19 protein-coding genes and 1 pseudogene are annotated in these 16,580 nt (G+C 66.5%); 11 read left to right on the top strand and 9 right to left on the bottom strand.

The annotated features are described in order from the left end of the window. Positions 1-171: 171 nt before the first annotated feature. From AC1ROX_RS11990 to AC1ROX_RS12020, 7 genes and pseudogenes are all read left to right on the top strand, one after another. A pseudogene (locus tag AC1ROX_RS11990) lies at positions 172-375 on the top strand (transporter substrate-binding domain-containing protein); the annotation flags it as partial. Positions 376-565: 190 nt separating this feature from the next. Further along, entirely contained in the window at positions 566-1,045 is a 480-nt protein-coding gene (locus tag AC1ROX_RS11995) for a hypothetical protein (protein ID WP_493126155.1), read from the top strand. 85 nt (positions 1,046-1,130) lie between these two features. Then, positions 1,131-2,168, top strand: a complete 1,038-nt coding sequence (locus AC1ROX_RS12000) for an amino acid ABC transporter substrate-binding protein (RefSeq protein ID WP_493125734.1) — start codon at positions 1,131-1,133, stop codon at positions 2,166-2,168. Between the two features lie 131 nt (positions 2,169-2,299). After that, on the top strand, positions 2,300-3,490 hold the full coding sequence (locus tag AC1ROX_RS12005; RefSeq protein ID WP_493125736.1) for an amino acid ABC transporter permease: 1,191 nt from the start codon (positions 2,300-2,302) through the stop codon (positions 3,488-3,490). Positions 3,491-3,492: 2 nt separating this feature from the next. Continuing rightward, on the top strand, positions 3,493-4,770 hold the full coding sequence (locus AC1ROX_RS12010) for an amino acid ABC transporter permease (protein ID WP_493125738.1): 1,278 nt from the start codon (positions 3,493-3,495) through the stop codon (positions 4,768-4,770). Between the two features lie 20 nt (positions 4,771-4,790). Further along, positions 4,791-5,561, top strand: a complete 771-nt coding sequence (locus AC1ROX_RS12015; RefSeq protein ID WP_493125740.1) for an amino acid ABC transporter ATP-binding protein — start codon at positions 4,791-4,793, stop codon at positions 5,559-5,561. Positions 5,562-5,677: 116 nt separating this feature from the next. Continuing rightward, the gene (locus AC1ROX_RS12020; protein WP_493125742.1) at positions 5,678-5,995 is read left to right on the top strand and encodes a hypothetical protein; all 318 of its coding nucleotides are present in this window, start codon (positions 5,678-5,680) and stop codon (positions 5,993-5,995) included. Here AC1ROX_RS12020 and AC1ROX_RS12025 read toward each other — a convergent pair. From AC1ROX_RS12025 to AC1ROX_RS12050, 6 genes are read right to left on the bottom strand one after another with little or no spacing between them, the layout of a single operon-like run. After that, positions 5,992-7,095, bottom strand: a complete 1,104-nt coding sequence (locus AC1ROX_RS12025) for a DegT/DnrJ/EryC1/StrS family aminotransferase (RefSeq protein ID WP_493125744.1) — start codon at positions 7,093-7,095, stop codon at positions 5,992-5,994. The two genes, AC1ROX_RS12020 and AC1ROX_RS12025, sit on opposite strands and share 4 nt — an antisense overlap. Next, positions 7,092-7,535, bottom strand: a complete 444-nt coding sequence (locus AC1ROX_RS12030) for a sugar 3,4-ketoisomerase (protein WP_493125745.1) — start codon at positions 7,533-7,535, stop codon at positions 7,092-7,094. Before AC1ROX_RS12030 ends, AC1ROX_RS12025 begins: the two co-directional genes overlap by 4 nt. Positions 7,536-7,548: 13 nt before the next feature. Further along, complete coding sequence (locus tag AC1ROX_RS12035; RefSeq protein ID WP_493125746.1) at positions 7,549-8,478, bottom strand: DMT family transporter; 930 nt, start codon at positions 8,476-8,478, stop codon at positions 7,549-7,551. Continuing rightward, complete coding sequence (locus AC1ROX_RS12040; RefSeq protein WP_493125747.1) at positions 8,475-9,395, bottom strand: DMT family transporter; 921 nt, start codon at positions 9,393-9,395, stop codon at positions 8,475-8,477. The genes AC1ROX_RS12035 and AC1ROX_RS12040 overlap by 4 nt, the downstream gene beginning before the upstream one ends. 11 nt (positions 9,396-9,406) lie before the next feature. Further along, the gene (locus tag AC1ROX_RS12045; RefSeq protein WP_493125748.1) at positions 9,407-9,778 is read right to left on the bottom strand and encodes a dihydroneopterin aldolase; all 372 of its coding nucleotides are present in this window, start codon (positions 9,776-9,778) and stop codon (positions 9,407-9,409) included. A 2-nt stretch (positions 9,779-9,780) separates the two neighbouring features. Continuing rightward, positions 9,781-10,542 (bottom strand): SDR family oxidoreductase, encoded by a 762-nt coding sequence (locus AC1ROX_RS12050; protein ID WP_493125750.1) that lies wholly within the window; start codon positions 10,540-10,542, stop codon positions 9,781-9,783. Positions 10,543-10,596: 54 nt separating this feature from the next. Between AC1ROX_RS12050 and AC1ROX_RS12055 the strand changes: the two genes are divergently transcribed. The 3 genes from AC1ROX_RS12055 to AC1ROX_RS12065 all read left to right on the top strand — a co-directional run bounded on the left by AC1ROX_RS12055 (position 10,597) and on the right by AC1ROX_RS12065 (position 13,621). Beyond that, positions 10,597-11,718: an NAD(P)/FAD-dependent oxidoreductase gene (locus AC1ROX_RS12055; RefSeq protein WP_493125752.1), complete on the top strand. Its 1,122-nt coding sequence runs from the start codon at positions 10,597-10,599 to the stop codon at positions 11,716-11,718. 68 nt (positions 11,719-11,786) lie between these two features. Continuing rightward, a complete protein-coding gene (locus tag AC1ROX_RS12060; protein ID WP_493125754.1) occupies positions 11,787-12,545 on the top strand; it encodes an alpha/beta hydrolase in 759 nt (252 codons plus the stop codon). Positions 12,546-12,646: 101 nt separating this feature from the next. Further along, positions 12,647-13,621 carry an NAD(P)H-dependent flavin oxidoreductase gene (locus tag AC1ROX_RS12065; protein WP_493125756.1) on the top strand — a complete coding sequence of 325 codons (975 nt, stop codon included), beginning with the start codon at positions 12,647-12,649 and terminating at the stop codon, positions 13,619-13,621. Here AC1ROX_RS12065 and AC1ROX_RS12070 read toward each other — a convergent pair. The 3 genes from AC1ROX_RS12070 to AC1ROX_RS12080 are packed head-to-tail and all read right to left on the bottom strand — an operon-like array spanning position 13,618 to position 15,596. Next, the gene (locus AC1ROX_RS12070) at positions 13,618-14,010 is read right to left on the bottom strand and encodes a hypothetical protein (protein WP_493125758.1); all 393 of its coding nucleotides are present in this window, start codon (positions 14,008-14,010) and stop codon (positions 13,618-13,620) included. The two genes, AC1ROX_RS12065 and AC1ROX_RS12070, sit on opposite strands and share 4 nt — an antisense overlap. A gap of 5 nt (positions 14,011-14,015) precedes the next feature. Next, the gene (locus tag AC1ROX_RS12075) at positions 14,016-14,813 is read right to left on the bottom strand and encodes an alpha/beta fold hydrolase (RefSeq protein WP_493125760.1); all 798 of its coding nucleotides are present in this window, start codon (positions 14,811-14,813) and stop codon (positions 14,016-14,018) included. A gap of 33 nt (positions 14,814-14,846) precedes the next feature. Then, complete coding sequence (locus AC1ROX_RS12080; RefSeq protein WP_493125762.1) at positions 14,847-15,596, bottom strand: VOC family protein; 750 nt, start codon at positions 15,594-15,596, stop codon at positions 14,847-14,849. 43 nt (positions 15,597-15,639) lie between these two features. Between AC1ROX_RS12080 and AC1ROX_RS12085 the strand changes: the two genes are divergently transcribed. Next, entirely contained in the window at positions 15,640-16,578 is a 939-nt protein-coding gene (locus AC1ROX_RS12085; protein ID WP_493125764.1) for a branched-chain amino acid ABC transporter permease, read from the top strand. Positions 16,579-16,580: the final 2 nt, after the last annotated feature.

The raw sequence follows: 16,580 nt of genomic DNA on the forward strand, positions 1-16,580 counted from the left end.
AGTCTCTGACCGGGGAGAAGTGTCGGGGGACACATGCTGAAATTCGCACTATCGGTGATCGCCGCCGTCTCGGCTTTCGCGGCAACAAGCGCCATGGCCGGACCGGTCCTCGACGCGGTCAAGGCGCGAGGTGAGCTCCTGTGCGGCGTCAATGCAGGCCTCGTGGGCTTCATGCACGCCGACAGCCAGGGCGTCTGGCGGGGGCTCTCGGTCGACATGTGCCGGGCGACGGCGGCCGCTTTGTTCGGCGACGCGGGCAAGGTCAAGTATGTGCCGCTCGAACCGTTGAAGCGCCTTCCCGCCCTCGAGGCCGGCGAGGTCGACCTCCTCGCCTCCAATACGACCGTCACGCTCAGCCGCGACGCCAGCGTCGATTTTGCCGGCATCTACTACTATGACGGCCAGGGCTTCATGGTGCCGCGCAAGCTCGGCAAGCGCAGCGTCCGCGACCTCGACGGCGCCGCCGTTTGCGTCCAGCCGGGCACGACGACCGAAGCGAACGTCGCCGACTATTTCCGGCTGAACAAGATGAGCTTCAAGCCGGTGCTTCGACAAGCTCGACGACATGCGCGCCGCTTTCTTCGCCGGTCGCTGCGACGTCCTGACGGCGGACCTGTCCAACCTCTACGCGACGCGCGCCGCCTATGCGCCGGATCCCAACGACTATTCGATCCTGCCCCAGGCGATCACCAAGGAACCGCTCGGACTGGCCGTCCGCCATGGCGACAACCAGTTCGCGGACATCGTCCGCTGGTCCCTGTTCGCGATGCTGGAGGCCGAGGAATACGGCATCACCTCGCGCAACGTCGACGAGGCGCTGAAGAGCGAGAATCCCACGCTGAAGCGCATCCTCGGCGTCACGCCGGGCATGGGCAAGGCGCTCGGGGTCGACGAGAAGTGGGCCTACAACGTCATCCGGCAGGTCGGGAACTACGGCGAAAGCTTCGACCGCAATCTCGGTCCCAACACGGTGCTGAAGATCCCCCGCGGGCTGAACCGCCCCTGGCGCGACGGCGGCATGCTCTACGCTCCCCCGATCCGGTAATCGGCCTCCGCCCGTTTTGGCCTGCGGCTTGCAAGCCTCCGGAAGAAGGCGGCATTCTGGGGATCTAAAAATAATGGGAGGTGAAATGCGCAATAGGATCGTGGCGGCGGCTGCTGGCCTGGCAGTGGCCGTGTTCGGCAGCGCCGGGACAGCCCAGGCGGGCAAGGATCTCGACGCCGTCAGGGCACGCGGCATGGTCAACTGCGGGGTCGGCATCGGCACCGCGGGCTTCATGCTGGCCGACAGCCAGGGCAAGTGGAAGGGCCTCTCGGTCGACGTCTGCCGTGCCGTCTCGGCCGCGATCTTCGGCGATTCGGAAAAGGTCCGGTACACGCCCCTCACCTCGCAGCAGCGCTTCACCGCCGTGCAGTCGAGCGAAGTCGACATCGTGATGGGCAACGCCACCTACACACTGACCCGCGACACGGCGCTCGGCCTCGATTTCACCGGCGTCTACTACTATGACGGCCAGGGCTTCCTGGTGCCGAAGAAGCTCGGCGTGAAGAGCGCCAAGGAGCTGAACGGCGCCACGGTCTGCGTCGCCCCCGGCACCACCACCGAACTCAACCTCGCCGACTATTTCCGCGCCAACAAGATGACCTTCAAGCCGGTCGTCATCGAGAAGGTCGACGAGATCCGCTCGGCCTTCTTCTCGGGTCGCTGCGACGTCTACACGACCGACGCGTCGAGCCTGGCCGCGACGCGCGCGGCCAATGTGCCGCCGCCGCAGACCTTCGACGACTATGTCATCCTGCCGGAGATCATCTCGAAGGAGCCGCTGGGACCGGTCGTGCGCCATGGCGACAACCAGTTCGCCGACATCGTGCGCTGGGCGCTCTACGCCATGATCGAGGCCGAGGAATACGGCATCACGTCCCAGAACGTCGACGAGATGCTGAAGAGCGACAATCCCAGCATCAAGCGCATCCTCGGCGTCACGCCGGGCATGGGCAAGGCACTCGGCGTCGACGAGAAGTGGGTCTACAACATCGTCAAGCAGGTCGGGAATTACGGCGAGAGCTTCGACCGCAATGTCGGCATGGGCTCGCCGCTCAAGATTCCGCGCGGCCAGAATGCCTTGTGGACCCAGGGCGGCCTGCAATACGCCCCGCCGATCCGTTGATGGGTACGATCGGGCACCGAGGAGCGTGGGATTTGCCCGGTTGCGTGTGGGCAATTCCCTCCTACACTGGGGGCAATAGGGGGCATATAAGGCCCGCGCGGGCCAACCGCACCAGTCAGGGGGAATAGCGTATGGCAGTCGAGACTCTCGGCTCTGCGCCACGTGTGAGAGTGGCACCGTGGAACGATCCGGTCATTCGCGGCTGGGTGTTCCAGATCGTTGTCGTCGGTCTCGTCGGCTTCCTCGCCTGGTATCTCGTCAGCAACACGATCGACAATCTGCAGCGCCAGAAGATCGCCAGCGGATTCCATTATCTCGAGCGCGAGGCGGGCTTCGAGATCGGCGATACGATGATCGACTACTCGCCGGCGAGCACCTACGCCCGCGCGATCTGGGTCGGCATCCTCAACACGCTGCGCGTCGCCGTCCTCGGCATCCTCCTCAGCACCCTGCTCGGCACCATCATCGGCGTCGGCAGGCTGTCGCCCAACTGGCTGCTCAGCCGGATCTGCGCCTGGTACGTCGAGGCCTTCCGCAACGTGCCGCTGCTGCTGTGGCTGTTCCTCTTCTACAAGCTGATCAGCGAGGCCTTCCCCGGCCCCCGGCAGGCGATCTCGCTGCTCTGGAACAGCGTCTTCCTCAGCAATCGCGGCGTCTATTTCCCGGTACCGATGGCCGATCCCATCCACAAATGGATGGGCGTGGCGTTCCTGATCGGCCTCGCCGGCGCCTGGTTCATCCGCCGTTGGGGCAGGAAGCGCCAGGAAGCCACGGGACAGCCCTTCCCGGCGATCTCGGCGAGCCTCGGCATCATGATCGGCCTGCCGGCCCTCGTCTGGCTGGCCGGCGGCGCGCCGCATCACTTGAGCTGGCCCGAGCTGAAGGGCTTCAACTTCGCCGGCGGCACCGTCATCCAGCCCGAGTTCACCGCGCTTCTGGTCGGGCTCGTGCTCTATACCTCGGCCTTCGTGGCCGAGATCGTGCGCTCCGGCATCCTCGCCCTGCACAAGGGCCAGAGCGAGGCGGCAGCGGCCCTCGGCCTGTCGCGCGGCCAGTCGATGCGGCTGGTGCTGCTGCCGCAGGCGCTGCGCGTCATCGTCCCGCCGATGACCAGCCAGTATCTCAACATCACCAAGAACAGCTCGCTGGCCATCGCGATCGGCTATCCGGACCTCGTCGCCTCGGTCAACGTGACCATCAACCAGACCGGCCAGGCGATCGAGAACATCCTGATCATCATGGCCGCCTACCTGTCGGTCAGCCTGTCGATCTCGGCGTTCATGAACTGGTACAACAAACGCATCGCCCTGAGGGAGCGCTGAGCATGACCGACATGCCTGTCGGCGAGCGCAAGCCGCTCGCCCCTCCCGTCGACGAGACCGGCGTTTTCGGCTGGGCCCGCAAGAACCTGTTCTCCAGCTGGGGCAACGGCATCACCACGGTCGTGCTGGTCGCGGCGGTGGCCTGGATCCTCAGCTGGTTCCTCGAATGGGCGCTGTTCACCGCCAACTTCACCGCCTCGACCGGCGCGGAGTGCCGCGGCGGCGGCGCCTGCTGGGCGCTGATCCGCGAGAAGTTCCGCTACATCTTCTTCGGCTCCTTCCCCTACGAGCAGCACTGGCGGCCGCTCTTCGCCGTCATCGCCATGCTGGCGATGCTGGTGCTGAGCGCCGACCGGCGCATGTGGAACTGGCGCCTTTTGGTCATCTGGGGCGTCGGCTCGTTCATCACCTTCATCCTGATGTTCGGCCAGATCCACATTCCGCTCAGCCTCATCCTGTTCATCGCCCTGGTCGGCGGCGGCATCGGCCTGACGATGCGCAGCGCGCTGGCGACGCCGTCGGAGCGGATGGCCTACTACGCCCTGATCGCCATCGGTGCGATCGGGCTGGTCCTGCGCATCGTGGGCGTGCTGCCAAAGTGGAGCCTCGCGATCGCGCCGCTCAGCTACGTCGAGACCAGCCTGTGGGGCGGCCTGCCGGTGACGCTGATCCTGGCGACCTATGGCCTGGCCTTCGCGTTCCCCTACGGCATCCTGCTGGCGCTCGGCAGGCGCTCCAACCTGCCGCTGATCAAGGGCCTGTGCGTGGGCTTCATCGAGCTGATCCGCGGCGTGCCGCTGATCAGCCTGCTGATCATGGCCTCGGTCATGCTGCCGCTGTTCCTGCCGTCGGGCACGACCATCGACAAGTTCCTGCGCGCCCAGGTCGCCGTCATCCTGTTTGCCGGCGCTTACATCGCCGAGGTCATCCGCGGCGGCCTACAGTCGCTGCCCAAGGGCCAGTTCGAGGCGGCCGACGCGATGGGCCTCAACTACCCGCAGAAGACGCTGCTGATCATCCTGCCGCAGGCGCTGCGGGTCGTGATCCCGCCGCTCATCAACACCTTCATCGGCTTCTTCAAGGATACGTCGCTGGTGCTGATCATCGGCATCTTCGACTTCCTGAACACCGCCAACCAGGCGCTGGTCGATCCCAACTGGGCGGGCTTCCCGGGCGAGGTCTACCTGTTCGCCGCCTTCGTCTACTTCATCTTCTGTTTCTCGATGTCGCGGTACAGCAAGTACCTCGAGTTCGAGCTCAACAAGGGTACGCGCCGCTAGGCGCCGTCAGGGAGCAACTCATGGCCGCAACCGCCCGCGATCTCTCGAAGGTCGAATCGGTGATCCAGCTCAAGGGCGTCAACAAGTGGTACGGACAGTTCCACGTGCTGACGGACATCAACCTCGACGTGAAGGAAGGCGAGAAGATCGTCATCTGCGGACCGTCGGGCTCGGGCAAGTCGACCCTGATCCGCTGCATCAACCGGCTGGAGGAGCACCAGCAGGGCGACATCGTGGTGCACGGCGTCACCCTGTCGAACGACGTGAAGAACATCGAGGCGATCCGCCGCGAGGTCGGCATGGTGTTCCAGTCGTTCAACCTCTTCCCGCACCTCACCATCCTCGACAACCTCACCCTGGCGCCGATCTGGGTGAAGAAGATGCCGAAGAAGGAGGCCGAGGAGATCGCCATGGGCCTGCTGAAGCGGGTGCGCATCCCCGAGCAGGCGCTGAAGTATCCCGGCCAGCTCTCCGGCGGCCAGCAGCAGCGCGTGGCGATCGCCCGGGCGCTCTGCATGCGGCCCAAGATCATGCTGTTCGACGAGCCGACCTCGGCGCTCGACCCGGAGATGGTGAAGGAAGTGCTCGACGTCATGATCGAGCTGGCGCGCGAGGGCATGACCATGCTCTGCGTCACCCACGAAATGGGCTTCGCCCGCGCCGTCGCCGACCGCGTGATCTTCATGGACCGCGGCGAGATCGTCGAACAGAACGAGCCGGAAGAGTTCTTCGCCAATCCCCGGAACGAGCGCACCAAGCTGTTCCTCGGCCAGATCCTGCACAATCACTAGGAACGCCGGAGGCGTTCTTCGCTGACGCGATTGTGGCAAAACGAGGGAAGCGGGGTTTAGGCCGCAACCCGCGCAAGCTCTCCTGTGTTGACTCAGCACAGAACAAGGAGAGCGCCATGCGAGTCACTGGCATCATTGCGGCGGCCCTGATGGCCGCGACCGTCGCCGGTTGTGCGTCGGAATCCTACTACGGCCCGAGCAGCGGCTACCGTTCGGGCTACACGCCCTATCAGGCCTATTCGCCGGCGCCGCGCTACGCGACGACGACCTACTATTCGCAGCCGGGCTATTACACGGCGCCGCCGAGCGCCTACCGGACCACGACCTACCAGTACAGCTACGCCCAGCAGCCGACCTATTCACAGCGCGGCTATGACGGCTACTGGGATTACCAGCGCAACTATCGCGGCATCCACGCCGCGCCGGAGCTTTAGGCGGCGAGCGCCTGCCGGATCACGCCGCACACCTTGTCGACGGACTCGACTGGAATGTGGGGTCCCATCGGAAGGCTGAGCACCGTTTCGGCCAGCTTCTCGGCAAGGGGATAGGTCCCCTTGCCCTGGCCGAGTTCGGCATAGGCCTCCTGCAGGTGCGGAGGGATCGGGTAGTGGATAAGCGACCCGATGCCGGCCTTCTCGAACGCCTTGACCAGATCGGCACGGCGGGGCGTCCGCACGACGTAGAGGTGCCAGACCGGCTCCGCCCATTGCGGCACGTTCGGCAAAGCAAGGTTCGGCAAATCCGCGAGCTTGTCGTCGTAACGCGCCGCCACAAGACGCCGCCGTTCGTTCCATTCATCGAGCTTCGGAAGCTTCACCCGCAGGAAAGCGGCCTGCAGTTCGTCGAGGCGTGAATTCGCGCCCTTTTCCAGGTTCACGTACTTCACGCGGCTGCCGTAGTTGCGCAGCGTACGAAGCCGTTCGGCAAGCTTCGGATCGTCGGTCGTGACGGCCCCGCCATCCCCGAAAGCGCCAATGTTCTTGCTCGGGAAGAAGCTGTGCGCGCCGGCGTCGCCCAGAGAGCCGGCCCGCCTTCCACGCACCTTGGAGCCCTGCGCCTGCGCCACGTCCTCGACCACCTTCAGCCCATGCTTGGCGGCCAGCGCCGTGATCGCATCCATGTCGGCCGGCTGGCCGTAGAGATGGACCGGCATGATCGCCTTGGTGCGCGATGTGATCGCCGCCGCGATGCGATCGGGATCGATGTTCGGGCCGCCGGGTGTCGGCTCGACCGGCACCACCTTGGCGCCGACCGCCGTCACCGCCAGCCAGGTCGCGATGTAGGTGTTGGACGGAACGATCACCTCGTCGCCGGCACCGATGTCCCAGGCGCGCAACGTCATCTCGAGGGCCTCGAGGCCGTTGGCCAACCCGACGCAGTGCCTGGTGCCGCAGAAGGCCGCGTACTCGTTCTCGAAGGCCTCGACTTCCTTGCCGAGCACGAACCAGCCGGACTCCATCACCCGCGCATAGGCGGCATCGAGCTCGGGCTTGAGCTCGGTGTAGACCGACTTCATGTCGAGGAAGGGGATCATGCGCCGCTCGCCGACAGCGCCTCGCGCTTGAAGGCTTCGTAGTCGCGCAGGTACTCGCTCTCGTCGTACAGCGTCGAGGCGATGACCAGGATGACGGTCTGCGGCGCGAAGTTGTCCAGCTCGTGCCAGACCATCGGCCCGATATGCAGCGCCCGTCCCGGATCGTTGAGGACGACCGTCTCCTTCGCCTTGCCGTCGTCGAGATGGACCTGGCAGGAGCCGTTCATCACCAGGGTGACAAGGTGCGATTCGCGATGGCCGTGCCGGCCGCGCCACTGGTCGGGGGCGATGTCGTGCAACCAGAAAAGGCGCCGAACCGTGAAGCCGAGCTGATGATCGAACTCCAGGAAGTTGATCTTGCCGCGCACGTCGCCTCGTCCGGGGACGGAGAGCCAGCGGCAATTCGATACCTTGAGGTGGGGGAAGGACATGTCGGGCATGGCAGAGCCTATCTCAGCGTTTTGTCGTTTGCAGCTTTCGCCATTGCATGTAGACGACGCCGCTCAGGGCGACGAGCCCACCGGCGATCTGGTAGGCGTTGGGGATGAAGCCATAGGTCATTGACCATAATACGGCGAAAAACGGCACGAGATTCACCCAGAGCGACGCAATTGCGACACCGAGCCGGCTGGCGCCGACGTTCCACAGATAGGCGCCCATGCCACTCGCGAAGACGGCGACGAGCAGGAGCTGGCTCCACACCCAGGCATCGCTCACCGCGAACGGCGAATGCGCCCAGCCCAGCCCCACCAGCACGACACTGAGGATCGCCATCCAGCCCAGGGCCGACAGCGACGCGACATAGGTCCGATGGAGCTGGCTCGCGCGGTCGAACCAAGCCTGCGCCTTCAGGCTGTAAAGCGTCCAGAGCGCGTTGGAGAGCAGCACGATGATCTCGCCGCCCCCCAGGGTCAGCGCGCCCTGCCCGAACAGGCTCCCGGCCGCGAGGATGGCCCCACCGGCCAGGGTGAGCGCCAAAGCCACGCCGAATCCCGGGTCGAAACGCGCGCCCGTCACCAGGCGCACGGTTGCCGCCGCGATCAGCGGCCCTGCCACCTGCACCGCGGAGGCCGAGATCGGATTGCTGAACCGGATGCCCACCAGGAAGATCGTGAAGAAGCCGCTCATCATCAGGCCGATCAGCAGGAAGCGCTTCAGGCCGAGCTCGATGCGCAGCTTGCCGACGCCCTCCACCAGCACCAGCAGCACGCCCAACGTCGCCACGGCGACCACGGTTCGAACCGTCAGCATCGGCACGAGGTCGAAGTGCTGGAGCATCACCTTGGAGACGGGCACGTTGGCGCCCCAGGCCAGGCCCACGAACACCATCGCGGCGAAGGCGCCCAGCATGTGATGCCGGTCGCGTGCGGGCGCCGTCGTCATCGCCGCGCCGCCCGCATCTGGCGGATCTGGAGCTGGGCGATGCCCGCCAGCACGATCACGCCGCCAAAGACCTGCAGCCAGCTCGGCTCGCGTCCCATCAGGGCAGCGAGGCCGATGGCGAAGACCGGCGCAGAGTTGGCGAACAGCGAGGCGACCGGCACGCCGACCAGCGACACGCCGGTGTTCCAGAGCAGAACTGCGACGGCAACGCCGAGCACGCCGATCCACAAAACCATGCCCCATTCGACCGGCGTCGGCGGACGCGTCGGCCAGGCGAGGCCGCCCAGCGCCCAGACGACCGCACAGACGATGCCCAGCAGCACGCTGGCCACCGTCGAGGTCAGCGCGGACAGGGCGATCTGGCCACGATCGGAGAGCCATTGCTGGGCGCGGATCGAGTACCAGGTCCAGCAGAGCTGGGCGATCACCAGCAACCCCTCGCCGCCTTCGAGGCCGAAGGAGCCCGGCGCACGGCCCGGCGTTCCGAGCACGACGACGACGCCGCCCGCGACCACCAGCACCAGCGTGAACAGGAAGCCGGGCGGCGTGGTCGATCCCAGCATCACGCGCGACAGCAAGGTCGCCCAGATCGGCCCGCACATCAGGACGATCGCCGAGGTCGCCGGATGGGCGTGTGCCACGCCGAACGTGTAGAGCACCGAGAAGGCCGTCATCGCCGCACCCAGGCGCAGCAGGCGTTCCCACTGCAGCGGCCGCGGCGCTGCTGCCGGCTTCTTGCTCATCAGCACCGCCAGCCACAGGACCGGCAGGCCCAGGATGTAGCGCGACCAGGACAGAAGCCAGTTGTCGTAGTGCTCGGCCAGCGCTGCCAGGACCGGGATCATCGATCCCCAGATCAGGGCGGCGAACAACAGCACCAGGGTGGCGCGCCGCAGCGCACCGACGGAAGGTGACATGGAGCCTGCGCTCAGCCCGGCGAACGACGGCGAACCGCCTCGTAACCGACACGGCAATCCTTGTAGACGTCGGGCTTCTCGGTCGAAACGCGGGCTTCGGCGACCTGCGCCTGCGCCAGGCAGAGATCGAGGATGGCCTCGACCAGCGTCTCCTGCAGGTTGAAGTGCCGGCTTCCCGCAAGCGCCACGATGCCATCGTGGATGATGTCGTAGTTCAGCACATTGGCGATGCTGTCGTCGGCCGCGCGCTCGGGCCCGCCCAACAGCAGCTCGACGTTGATGACGACGGCCTGCGGCTTGGCCAGCTCGAAATCGTAGATGCCGATCGAGACCTGCAGGCGCAGGTCGCGGATGAAGATGCGGCGCTCGGAGGGGGCGGCCATGGTCACTTCTTCTTTTTCCTGTCGAAGGCGATGTCGCGCGGGCGGCCGGTCAGGTGCTCGCCGCTGTCGACGATGATCGTGTCGCCGGTGTAGCTCGGCGTCGCCACGATGAAGCGCAGCGCACGCACGAGATCCTCGACTTGGACGCCGACCTCGAGCGGATTGGCGGCATGCTGCTCGGCGAAGCGCGCATCGGTCTGGCTGCCGCTGCGCAGGGTCAGGCCCGGCGCAATACCCGCCACCCGCAGACGCGGCGCGAAGGATTGCGCCAGCAGGGTCGTCAGCCCCTGCAGGCCGATCTTGGAGAGCGTGTAGGTCAGGAAGTCGGGATTGAGGTTGAACAGCTTCTGGTCGAGCACGTTCACCACCAGGCCGGTCTCTTCCGCCGGAAGCTGCCGCGCCAGCGCTTGGGCGAGCAGCAGCGGCGCCCGCAGGTTGACGGCCATGTGCAGGTCGAAATCGGCCGCCGTCGCCGTCGGCGCCCGGTCGAGCTTGAAGAGCGAGGCGCTGTTCACCAGGCAGGTGAGCCGCACGCCGCGTGCACGGCACTTAGCCACCAGCCCTTCGGCCTGCCGCGCCGCAGTGAGATCGGCGCGCACCGCGACCGCCTTGCCGCCTTCCTTGCGGATCGCCGCCACGGTCTCCCGCGCGCCCGCCGCCGAACGGTTGTAGTGCACGAAGACGAAAAACCCGTCGGCTGCCAGCGCCATTGCCAGCGCACGGCCGATCCGTATCCCCGCCCCCGTGACCAACGCGCCTTTCATGCTGCGACACCCGCCCTTGGTGACTGAAAGAGGCGGCGGTTCTAGCATGCGACCATGAATTCGTCCCCGTTCGAAACCGTCGACTGCGTTGTCATTGGCGCAGGTGTTGTAGGCCTTGCCGTCGCCCGCGCCCTTGCCCTTGCAGGCCGCGAGGTCATCGTCGTGGAGGCAGCCGATGCCATCGGCACCGAAACCAGCTCGCGCAATTCCGAGGTCATCCACGCCGGCATCTACTATCCCAAGGGCAGCCTGATGGCGCGCTCCTGCGTCGCCGGCCGGCGCATGCTCTATGCCTATTGCAAGGAGCACGGCGTGCCGCATCTCAATTGCGGCAAGCTGATCGTGGCGACCAACGAGGCCGAGGCCGAGAAGCTCGCCGAGATCAAGGGTCGTGCGGAAGCCAACGGCGTCGAGGGCATGCGCTTCCTGAGCGCCGCCGAGGCGATGGCGATGGAACCCAACCTGCAATGCACGGCAGCGTTGTTCTCGCCCAGCACGGGCATCGTCGACAGCCATTCCTACATGCTGGCGCTGCAGGGCGATGCCGAGAGCCATGGTGCGATGTTCGCCTTCAACAGCCCGGTGAAGAGCGGCCGCGTCGTTGAGGACGGCGTCGAGATCGAGGTCGGCGGAACCGAGCCGATGAACCTGCGTTGCCGGCTGCTGATCAACGCGGCCGGCCTGCATGCGCCGACGCTCGCGAAAAAATTCGTCGGGATGCCATCCGAGCACATTCCGACCGCGTACTACGCCAAAGGAAACTACTTCACCTTGACCGGCCGCTCGCCCTTCTCCCGCCTCATCTACCCGGTGCCCGTGCCGGGCGGCCTCGGCGTGCACATCACCGTCGACATGGGTGGCCAGGCGAAGTTCGGCCCCGACGTCGAATGGATCGACGGCATCGAATACACGGTCGATCCGCATCGCGCCGACAAATTCTACGCCGCGGTCCGCAAGTACTGGCCGGGAATCAAGGACGGCTCGCTGCAGCCGGGCTATGCCGGCATCCGCCCCAAGATCGTGCCGCAGGGCGCGGCGGCGCAGGATTTCACCATCAAGGGCCCCGCCGATCATGGCGTGCCGGGCCTCATCCATCTGTTCGGCATCGAATCGCCCGGCCTCACCGCCTCGTTGGCGCTGGCGGATCAGGTGCGCGACCTCGCCTCGACCGCATGACGCTGGCGCGCCGAGGCCTCATTGCCAGTGTCCTCGGCCTGCTCGGCGGCTGCTCTCCCGCAGCGCTTTTGAACACCACCGTCTCGCGCTCCGGCTACACGCTCGACGCCGACATCCCTTACGGTAGCCTTCCGCGCCAGAAGCTCGACGTCTACACGCCCGACCAGCCGCGCGCCGATGCTAAGTCGGTGATCTTCTTCTATGGCGGCTCGTGGGATTCGGGCGCCAAGGGCGATTACCTGTTCGTGGGGCAGGCTCTCGCGGCACGCGGCATCGCCACCATCATTCCCGACTACCGCGTCTATCCAGAAGTGCTCTACCCGACCTTCCTCGACGATGGCGCGGCGGCAACAGCGTGGGCGGCAAAGAAAGTCGGCACGGACAAGCTCTTCGTCGCCGGCCATTCGGCCGGCGCCTACATCGCGATCATGATGGTCGCCAACACACCCTATCTCGCCGCTGCCGGTGTCGACCGCATGAAGCTGCCGGGCGGCATCGGCATTGCCGGGCCCTACGATTTCCTGCCGCTGACCTCGCGCCGTCTGCAGGAGATTTTCGGCGCGCCGGACCGCCGCGAGACGCAACCCATCACCTATGCCCGCGCGCCCCTGCCGCCGATCCTGCTGCTGCACGGAACCACGGACACGACCGTGAAGCCGTTCAACAGCGAGCGGCTAGCCGAGGCCTGGCGGAAGGCGGGCGGCAAAGCTGAGTTGAAGCTCTATCCCGGCGTCGATCACATCGACATCGTCGGCGCCTTTTCGGGCCTTCTGCGCCAGCGCGCGCCCACGCTCGAGGACACGATTTCGTTCATCGACCAGATCTGATCCGCATTGCGGACGGTATTGCCACGCTGCGATCCGTGGGCTGGCCCCCGCCGCGCCGGTTCGCTAATGCTTGGGGAACTCACCCAAGGGGAAACGGCAAGATGATCAAGACGCGCTTCACCGAGATGTTCGGCATCAAGCACCCGATCGTGCAGGGCGGCATGCAGTGGGTCGGCCGCGCCGAACTCGCCTCGGCCGTCTCCAATGCCGGTGCGCTCGGCATCCTGACCGGCCTCACCCAGCCGACACCCGAGGACCTGCGCAAGGAGATCAAGCGCTGCCGCGAGATGACGGACCAGCCGTTCGGCGTGAACCTCACCATCCTGCCGACGCTCGTGCCGCGCCCCTATGGCGAGTACATCGACGCCATCATCGATTCCGGCATCAAGATCGTCGAGACGGCCGGCAACAATCCCAAGCCCTTCCTGCCCAAGCTGAAGGAAGCCGGCGTCAAGGTGATCCACAAGTGCACCGCCGTCCGTCACGGCCTCTCGGCCGAGAAGGCGGGCGTCGATGCGATCTCGATGGACGGCTTCGAATGCGCCGGCCATCCCGGCGAGGACGACGTGCCGAACCTCGTGCTGCTGCCGGCCGCGGCCAACGTCATCAAGATCCCGATGATCGCCTCGGGCGGCTTCGCCGATGCGCGTGGGCTCGTGGCGGCGCTGGCGCTGGGCTGCGAGGGCATCAACATGGGCACCCGCTTCATGGCGACCAAGGAAGCGCCGATCCACCAGAACGTGAAGGAGAAGATCGTCTCCTCCGACGAGCGCAGCACCTCGCTGATCCTGCGCACCATGCGCAACACCAGCCGCGTCTACGGCAACAGCATCGCCAAGAAGACGATCGAGATGGAAGGCGAGGGCAAGACCATCCAGGAGATCGGTCCGATCGTCGCCGGTGCCAAGGGCAAGATCGTCTACGAGACCGGCGACATGGAGCACGGCATCTGGTCGGCCGGCACCTGCATGGGCCTGATCAACGACATCCCGACCTGCAAGGAGCTGGTCGAGCGCATCGTTGGCGAGGCCGAGGAGATGATCCGCGGCCGGCTCGCCAACTCGCTCGCGGCCTAACGCGGACGCGCCCGGTAGCGCTTCCAGCCGCGCCAGGCGACGCCGCCGACCGGTGGCAGAAGACAAAGACTCGCGGCAGCGATGGCAATCGCCGCCGCGATGCAGTTCCAGCCGCGACGCACGCCCACGACGCATTCCCAGTCGAGGGCCATGAAGACCAGCGACGCCAACAGGATCGGGTTGGCGATCACGGCGACCAGCCAGAGCTTCCAGCCGGCGGCTTCGAAACCAGGTTTCCACTGGCACACGCGCGAGCTCACGGCGGCGCCGACCAACAAAGCGAGCGCAAAGTAGAGCGACGCCCGGACATCGAGGAACGCGCCCGCGCCCGCTCCCACCAGGACGGCGGAGACGAGATGGCCCATGACGAACGACGTGATGCGCAGCATGATCCTCAGCCGGCGATCAGGCTGGCGACCGCTTCGGGATGGCTATCCAGCATGCCGTGATTGGCGCCGGCAAGCGCTTCCATTCGAGCATTGGGCAAGAGCTGCAACATGCTGCGGCCGATCGCCCGCACGATCTCCGGGCTCGTCCCGCCGTAGATCACATGGACCGGCGACGTGAGGGTCGCAAGCTGCTCGGCGGTCGCCGTATCATTGAGGCTGCTGTGAACGTCGAGCGCATTGCGTGGCGCGTTGGCGTCGAGATAGCCCCGCACCGGATCGGGCATGCGGGCAAAGGCCCCTTCGCCGAACCAGTAGTCGATCATCAGTCGCACCACGCCGGATTCCCCCGCCGCGGCGCGGGTTGCGTAGGCCTCGAAGTGCGCCACGGCGGGCTCGAGGGCTTCCCTGTCGCCGGTGATTTCGAGCGCCCGGAAGAAGACCGGCTCGAACAGGACCATCTTCTCGATGGTCCCGGGTGCCGCTTGCACCGCCGCCTGCACCGCGACGACACCGCCATAGGAATGACCCGCCAGCCGCACGGGGCCACCGATGCTTTCCGCCAGACGCGCCACCGCCGCACCCATCAGGGCCGCTCGACCGACCGGCGCGTCCGGCACGCGGTCGGAACCGCCATAGCCCGGCAGGTCGACGGCCAGCACGCGGAACCGGTCACGAAGATGGGGCGCGACCCGGCCCCAGGACCGGCTGTCGCCGGGGGAGCCGTGCACCAGCAGGAGGGCCGGACCGTTGCCCTCCTCGCGATAGTTCAGCTTCTTGCCATCCGGGAGATCGAGGGTCGGCATGGGCAAGGCTCGCTTGGGTTTCCGGGCCTCTACTTATACGAGATTGATGCGGCACCCGCACACTTCGACCTGGCCGACGCCATGCCGGCGGTGGCGCTTCTCGGCGGCGGCCAGCACGCGTTCGCGATCCACGACGTTCACGTCGTAGGCCGACACGCCGGGGCCACGGCCGTCGACGATCGGCACGAAGCGGATCTGCGAGCCGTCGAGCCGGATGATGTTGTCGACGGCCGGGCGGTTCAGGATCCGCGACCAGGAGGCCGCGGCGCCGTCGGGATCGTCATGCTGGATCTCGACGCCCGCGAGGCCGTTGGTGACGTCGGAGCGCGCATGCTTCAGCCAGTCCTTCTCGGCCGGCGGCCACCACAGCGCCGGATCGGTGCCCTGCGGCGCAAAGGTCGTGTCGAGCGACAGCAGAACGCCGTTCGTGTCCGAGGGATGGAAGTGCGTGTACTGGTACTCGGGCAGGTCCTTCTCCGCCACGGCGCGGACGCCGAGCGCGGTGACCCTCTGGCGCTCGGCCGCCGCGTCGGGCACCTGCAGGATCACCATGTAGCCGCCGTCGCCGTGGCGACGCTCGATGTAGCGGCCGGCCGAGGTGCCGTCCCTGAAGGGCGACACGATCTCGAGGAAGTCGTTGCCGGTCGGGCAGACGACGTTGGCCAGGCCCCACTTGGCGACGCCGGGATCGCGATAGGCGACCTCGATGCCGAGGATGTCGCACAGCTCCTCGGTGGAGCTCTCCAGGTCTTTGCAGACGAAGACGCATTGCCTCAGTCTCATCGCTTCGCTCCCATTCGGTTGTTGTAGGGACTATCGTAACGCCATGCGGACCGTATGGACCATGGGCTTCGTGGCGGCGGCCGCCCTCTCGTTCTGCTTCCCGGATTTCGTCGTCTTCCGCTTCACGCAGGCTGTGATCTGGTCGATCGCGCTGATGGGGCTGGTGATCCTGTGCGGCGTCAGCGGACAATTCTCGCTGGCCCAGGCCGCTTTGTTCGGCATCGGCGGCTATGGAGCGGCGATCCTCGGCGCTCATACGCCGCTCTCCAGCTACGCCGGTCTCTTGCTCGCGCCGGTCCTGGGCTTTGCCGCCGGCTACGGCGTTGGCCGGGTCGCCGGACCGTACAGCCTGTGGACCCAGGCGCTCGTCACCTATGCCGTCGTCATCGCCTTTCCGCAGCTCCTGCGCTGGCGTCCGATCGAGCAGTGGACCGGCGGCGTCCAGGGCCTCTATCTCGACTTCCCGACACCGCCCGCCGGCTTCCTCAGCAACGACCGCTGGGCGTTCCTGATGGCGCTCGCGCTATTGGCAGCCGGGACCTGGCTCGCGCACAACCTGATCCACAGCCGCTCCGGCCGCGCCCTGAAGGCGGCGCGCGATCACGATCTCGCGGCGGCGGCGCAGGGCGTTCGCGTGCCGCAGGCGCGTGCGGCGGCCTCCGGCCTCGCTGGTGCCTATCTCGCCGTGGCGGGCTGCCTGTCGGCCTGGCAATTCGGGTTCGTGGGACCGGGTAGCTACAATTTCGCGCTGTCGGTCCAGATGCTGTTCGGCCTGGTGATCGGCGGCATGCACTCGGCAAGCGGCGCGATCCTGGGCGGCCTCTTCCTCCAGTTCTTTCCCGACGTGACGGCGGGACTGGGCAAAGGCTTCTCGGCGCTGATCTACGGCGTGCTGCTGATCACCGCCATGGTGGCGATGCCGGACGGCGTGGCGGGCGCGCTGGCCCGCCTCGCCGCCTGGCTGAAGCTCAGAGGCCCTTGAAG

The organism is Reyranella sp. GW821-FHT14A01, assembly GCF_058803965.1.